At 60.6% G+C, this 5,466-nt stretch carries 6 protein-coding genes and 1 tRNA gene; 2 read left to right on the forward strand and 5 right to left on the reverse strand.

What is annotated here, in order from left to right:
* Nucleotides 1-227 precede the first annotated feature (227 nt).
* The 4 genes from BG842_RS09225 to BG842_RS09235 all read right to left on the reverse strand — a co-directional run bounded on the left by BG842_RS09225 (nucleotide 228) and on the right by BG842_RS09235 (nucleotide 3,199).
* Entirely contained in the window at nucleotides 228-1,652 is a 1,425-nt protein-coding gene (locus BG842_RS09225; RefSeq protein ID WP_303645363.1) for an MATE family efflux transporter, read from the reverse strand.
* A 280-nt stretch (nucleotides 1,653-1,932) separates the two neighbouring features.
* On the reverse strand, nucleotides 1,933-2,091 hold the full coding sequence (locus tag BG842_RS29725) for a hypothetical protein (protein WP_175424114.1): 159 nt from the start codon (nucleotides 2,089-2,091) through the stop codon (nucleotides 1,933-1,935).
* Nucleotides 2,092-2,354: 263 nt separating this feature from the next.
* Nucleotides 2,355-2,427: transfer RNA gene (locus tag BG842_RS09230), tRNA-Arg, on the reverse strand.
* A 196-nt stretch (nucleotides 2,428-2,623) separates the two neighbouring features.
* Nucleotides 2,624-3,199 (reverse strand): 2Fe-2S iron-sulfur cluster-binding protein, encoded by a 576-nt coding sequence (locus BG842_RS09235; protein WP_069450535.1) that lies wholly within the window; start codon nucleotides 3,197-3,199, stop codon nucleotides 2,624-2,626.
* 170 nt (nucleotides 3,200-3,369) lie between these two features.
* Between BG842_RS09235 and BG842_RS09240 the strand changes: the two genes are divergently transcribed.
* Together BG842_RS09240 and BG842_RS32480 are read left to right on the forward strand one after the other, a co-directional pair.
* Nucleotides 3,370-3,858, forward strand: coding sequence for a hypothetical protein (locus BG842_RS09240; RefSeq protein ID WP_254663014.1), 489 nt, complete (start codon nucleotides 3,370-3,372; stop codon nucleotides 3,856-3,858).
* Nucleotides 3,831-3,953 (forward strand): hypothetical protein, encoded by a 123-nt coding sequence (locus BG842_RS32480; RefSeq protein WP_256388516.1) that lies wholly within the window; start codon nucleotides 3,831-3,833, stop codon nucleotides 3,951-3,953. The genes BG842_RS09240 and BG842_RS32480 overlap by 28 nt, the downstream gene beginning before the upstream one ends.
* A 53-nt stretch (nucleotides 3,954-4,006) precedes the next feature.
* On the opposite strand, the gene gnd is transcribed toward BG842_RS32480, so the two are convergent.
* Entirely contained in the window at nucleotides 4,007-4,906 is a 900-nt protein-coding gene (gene gnd, locus BG842_RS09245) for a phosphogluconate dehydrogenase (NAD(+)-dependent, decarboxylating) (protein WP_069450536.1), read from the reverse strand.
* Nucleotides 4,907-5,466: the final 560 nt, after the last annotated feature.

Genomic DNA, 5,466 nt, shown 5'->3' on the forward strand with positions numbered 1-5,466 from the left:
TCGTATAGGCGTTCGAAAACGGGCAAGCATCCGGCGTCGATTCCGATGAGAAGAACGTCTACGTTACTCATTGTCTGTCACCCAAACCGCAATTTCGGCCAGCGTATCTCGTTTCGTTCGCGGAGCAAGGAGTGTCATCTTGCAATGCGACGGTCGCCAGACTCATTGGAGACGCCTACGCTCTCTAATCATTTTATTATGTTACTCTTAAACGGGACAGCGAATCGTTATTCGCCGTCGCCGTCGGCGACCGCGATGCCCGGTTCGTCGATAACCGTGCGCTTCCACGTCCCCCGAGTAAACCAGAGCGCGGCGACGATAGCGCCGATGATGTTGCCGAAGGCCATACCGATCCAGACGCCGGTCGGTCCCATGTCGCGGACGAACGCGAGGAAATACACGGTCGGCACCCGGCCGAGCCAGAGGGTTATCATGGAGAAGGCCATCGCCAGTTTCGTGTTCCCCGCACCGCGGTACGCGCCGAGGAGAACCTGCAACACCGCCATGAACACGAATTCGACGGAGCGAATCCGGAGGTACTGACTTCCGAGTCGAATGGTGGCGTCCGCCTGCTTCGTTCCCGTCGCCATGAAAACGCCGACAATCGGGCCGGGGAACAACACCGCGACGATTGCAACGGCGAACATCACCCCTGCACCGACCTTCGCCGCGAGCCACACCGCCCGCTCCGCGCGGTCGGGCTTCCGCGCCCCGAGGTTTTGGCCGACCATGGTGTTCGTCGCCCGACCCAACCCCATCGCGGGGAGGAAGACGAGCGACGCGAGGCGGTTTCCGAGGCCGTAGGCGCTGACGACGGGAGGTGCGAACTGGACGACCATCGCGGTCAGCGAAATCATCGCCAGCGAACTGGTCGATTGTTCGAGCGCGCTCGGCGTCCCGATACGGACGATCTTCCAGATGAATCCGAAGTCGGGGAGCAAGTCGTCCAGTCCGACGGTCGGCCCTGCACTCGTGAAAAACAGGACGTACAGGCCGAGCACGCTCGCCACGGCGCGTGCGGAGATGGTGGCGAGCGCCGCCCCTTGAACGCCCATGCCGTCGAGCGACCCCCATCCGAAGATGAGCAGCGGGTCGAGGACGACGTTGACGGCCACGCTGACCATCATGATTCGCATCGGCGTGCGCGTGTTGCCGTACCCGCGCATCAGCGACGTGAAGACGAAAAAGCCGAACAGGAACGGCAATCCGAGGAAGTACGTCTCCATGTATCGCCGCGCGAGCGGAACGACCTGCTCGGTCGTCGCCCCCTGCGACGGCATCACCGCGAGCATCGGGTCGGTGAGGAAATACCCGGCAATCGCGAGGAGAACAGCGAGGATGGACACGAACGAGAGAACCTGGCCCGCGACCTTCCCCGCCGAGCCTTCGCTGTCCGCACCGGTGAACTGGGCGACGAGGATGCTCCCGGCCGTCGTAAATCCGCCCGCGACGGAGATGAGGAAGAAAATGAGCGGAAACGCGATACTCATCGCGCCGACCGCATCGGACGACAATCGACCCAACCAGAAGGTGTCCGCAACGTTGTACATCACCTGTAGCAGTTGGATAACGACAATCGGCCACGCGAGTTCGAACATCGGTCGCACCAGCCCACCGTCGGTGATAGAACTACTGGGCTGTGTGCTAGTCATCGTACTTTCGAAACGAAATAGGTCGATTTGAATATTTCGAATCGCAAACGGTTCGGTAAGATATGCCGCAATCCGCCCGGCGCGCTGCTCGTCGTTCGCTCGTCTCGATACCAGACAGGGGACCATGAGCGGCCGAAATCGACGAGAAGCACGGAACTGACCATCAGTGAGTTAAACGGTTGCTAAGCGAGTTTAATACGTCGTTTCCAGCATCGTGATGCCCTGCTCTCCGAACGGGTGTCCCGATAGCGAGCGGGTTCGCGGACGGCGTCGCGGGAGATTATCGTTTCAACCGTGCGATGGCGCTAGCGGGCGTCGGGCCGGAGGCGAAGCGCCCCTCCTCGGTTCGGGCCACCCATTCGTGGCGGGAAACCTGACGAACGACGGGAAACTCGGAGGGATTGCGGACCGCGTATTCTGGAAAGCACTCGAAGGGCATACGCCAACCACAGCGGCCGAAAAATTAAGTAATTGGCAGCTACGAACCGGGTAGCGCCACCCTGAAGCGCGATATCGACGAGTAGGAACGGCGTTATTCGGGTCCATCTGGGGTTCACAGAGCTCACAAAATGAGCGGACGCGACGGGATTTGAACCACGCCCAGACGTTCCGGGTCACTCACATTCGTTCGTTTCCCGGGCATGCGACTGATCTGGTGAAAATCCCTCGTCCGGTTCGCTCGCGGTTACACCGCTCGCTGTACGGGCGCGACGGGATTTGAACCCGCGACATCTTGGTCCGGAACCAAGAACTCTGTCCACTGAGCTACGCGCCCTCAGTCTTCCGTTTGCCCACGAGGGCTTTAGTTTTGTGTCTGCGTCAACCGTCACCGTCGCTACTCGATGGTGGGCGGTCATCGTCGGAACACGGATTTCACGAGAGCCATACCGCTCGCTGGGATATGAACGACGTGAATAAGGGAGAAAGTCGGCTCTCCGGGTGAAATCGTGGAGAAACGAATGGGATGGTGTTTACGGCGTTTCGTTCGTCTCGACGCTGATGTCCGCCTGCGGATAGGCGGTACAGGAGAGGAAATATCCGTTGTCGAGTTCTTCGTCGCTGAGCGTGTCGTTGTTGCTGTGAACGATGTCGTCGGGGTCGCCCTCCGCGATGCGCGCACCACAGGACAGACACTGACCTTCCCGGCAGGAGTACGGTAGGTCCCAGCCTTCGTCCTCACCCGCTTCGAGGATGGTTTCGTTGCTGGCGACTTCGATGGTTTCGCCTTCGTTGACGTACTCGACTTCGAAGTACTCGACTTCGTCCTCCGGGATTGCGGACGGGTCGAAGCCCGTATCTTCTTCCTCTTCACCTTCACCCGCGAGTTCGCCTTCCGCACCGCCGCCGATGGCGACAGCACCGCCACCGCCGATGGACCGGTTCATCGGTTCGGGGAAGTCGGTTTCGGGAACGCTCGCCGCTCGTCGGTCGAGCACTTCTTGGGAGATGTCGTCTGCGATTCGCCACTCGGTACCCTTCGTGTAGTGCAGAGCCACCACGACGAGGGCGAGTAGTAGCCCGAGTCCCAGACCCAGTTCGTTTACCATATGGCGGTGGCTACGGAACGGTGGTTTAACAGCATTGTGATTGACGCGGGTGCGTGACGTCACCGGAGGGCGTGCGTGGGGGAGACGGACGAGTTGGACGTGGTATCGTCCGAAGGCGAATCACCTCCCGAACACGCACAATTATATTCGATACGGAGGGGCCTGTACATATGCCGGATGCCATCGCAGACGCGGTATCGAAACTTCCGCGACCGGTCATCACCGCGTTACAGAACACGCCCATCGACAACCACTATCAGTACAGCCGATACCTGACGGTCGACATGCGGGAAATTCGATTGACGAAAGGGTCCACAACGGAGTCGCTCTACGCTCCGAAACAGTCCCACCTGTATCGGATACTCGGTCGTGGTGACGAGTACGAACCGCAGTTGACGGCCGCCATTTCCGACGAATTCGATGCCGATGACACGTTTTACGACGTCGGGAGCCAGTTCGGTTACTTCACCACGTTGGCCAAGGTGTGCGGCGTTCCGGGCGACCAGATACACGGATTCGAAGCGAACGACTACCACTATCGCGTCCTGAACAGGACGCACGCGACGGACGGCGCATTCATCACACACGCCTACGTCGGGGAGCGAACGACACGCCACGGGACGTGTTCGAGTTGCTGCAAGACGAAGGGTTCGAACTGACCGCGACGGAGCATCGGGAGGAGAACACGTGGGAATCCCTTTCGGACGCGAAACTCCCGCAAGACCACGCGTACTTGCTCCGAGCAAAGCGGTAGCGACGCGAAAGAACCGGCAAGAAAAATCTATCCGAGGTGGAGAGTGAACCCGCTCAGTCCCGTTTGACTTCGTGGCGACCGAAGCCGTACCGGAGTCGGTTCGCCAGTCGCCGCGAAAAACGGCCGTCCTCGGGCGCGCGACTGCCGAACCGCTCGGAGAGCGCCTCGTAGATGAGCGGCACCGGAACCTCCTGTTCGAGCGCCTCCTGTACCGTCCACGTCCCCGTCGAGCCGCCCGCGATGTGGTCGGCGACGTCACCCAAGTCGGTGCCCTCCTCGCGGAACGCCTCCTCGCAGAGTTCGAGGAGCCACGAGCGGATGACCGCGCCGTTGTTCCACGTCCGGGCGACAGCCTCCAAATCGAGGTCGTATCGTCCCTCGTGGAGCAGTTCGAAGCCCTCGCCGTAGGTCTGCATCAGCGCGTACTCGACGCCGTTGTGAACCATCTTGACGTAGTGGCCCGACCCGGATTCGCCCATCCGGTCGTGGCCGTCCGGGCCGGTCGCCACGGCGTCGAATACGGGGGTCAGTTCCTCGTAGGCCCACTCCGGGCCGCCGACCATGAGCGAGAAGCCGAGTTCGGCACCCGCCGGACCGCCGCTCGTCCCGCAGTCGAGGTACGCCGCCGAGGTGGTTTCCCCGCGGCGGACGGAATCCTCGAAGTAGGAGTTCCCGCCATCGACCACCACGTCGTCGCCGTCGAGGTACGGTTCCAAGTCTTCGAGCGCGGCGTCCACCGGTTCCCCGGCGGGCACCATCAGCCAGATTCGTTTCTCCTCGCCCAGTTTCTCGGCGAGGTCGGCGACCGAATCGGCCGGTTCCGCACCCGCTTTCGCCGCAGATTCGACCGCCTCCTCGGCCACGTCGTAGGCAACGATGTCGTGTCCGGCACCCAGCGTTCTGTCCACTACGATTCGACCCATTCGCCCCAATCCGATGACGCCCAGTTGCATGGGAGTAGGTGCAGGTGGGGGAGAGGTAGGGATTGCGGTTCCGGTCGCGGGTCAGGTTGCGGCGGAGTTTCGCACCGTCTTCCAAGTTGTTGTATCTGTGTACAGAGGTGAAACCAATAAAAAGAAATACGGGACTTTTTGGAGAGGATCGTTAGTTGCCGATAGTAGACAGGTGGTTGAGTTCGTGGAACCGGAGCGGCGACTGTCGGAAGTGGTGTCTTTCTAACATTTCATCCGTCTCGGTGGCGACGATACCGATACCTTCGTTGCGCCACTCGGTGTGTGGACGTTTTCGCGGTGGGAAGCGAACCGGGCGGCGCGGCGAATCGGACGGCGGGGACAGATATCTCGCGCGAGGATGTCGTGCTCCATTTTTCATCCGGGCCAAACAAATAACAAGGCGGAAGGTGAGTAGGTGGTATGGACGAGGACAGAATCGTTTGGCGACTAAATCTGATTATCGTTCTCCTTTGTGGTATCATTGTTTTCGTGGCGATACCGTACCTCCAGTTCCTCCTCAACCACTTCCCGAACTTCCTCTTCGCGGTCATTACCGCGCT

The sequence above is a fragment of the Haladaptatus sp. W1 genome, assembly GCF_001723155.1.
GTDB lineage: Archaea > Halobacteriota > Halobacteria > Halobacteriales > Haladaptataceae > Haladaptatus > Haladaptatus paucihalophilus.